This window comes from Pseudomonas sp. PICF6 (genome assembly GCF_009831705.1).
GTDB classification, from domain to species: Bacteria; Pseudomonadota; Gammaproteobacteria; order Pseudomonadales; family Pseudomonadaceae; genus Aquipseudomonas; species Aquipseudomonas rhizophila.
In genome coordinates, this window is sequence record NZ_WUUD01000033.1 from 324,978 (window position 1) to 325,194 (window position 217).

Below are 217 nucleotides of genomic sequence, written 5' to 3' on the forward strand. Positions count from 1 at the left end.
GCCCGGCTCGTCGGCCAATCACCCTCGATACTGCGCCTGCGCGAGCAGATCGGTGCGTTAGCGGCGACCCGCGCCGATGTGCTGATCCTCGGAGAAACCGGGGCCGGCAAGGAGGTAGTCGCCCGAGCCCTGCACGATCTGTCGGGCCGGCGCAACGGCCCCTTCGTCGCGATCAACGCCGGAGCCCTGGCCGAGTCGGTGGTGGAGAGCGAGCTGT

The 217-nt window shown here is 70.0% G+C and carries 1 protein-coding gene; it reads left to right on the top strand.

Translation table 11 applies throughout. From position 1 onward, the window contains the following. Nucleotides 1–217: sigma 54-interacting transcriptional regulator (locus GSM73_RS27925; protein ID WP_256677077.1), on the top strand; the 217-nt coding region annotated here is incomplete at both ends.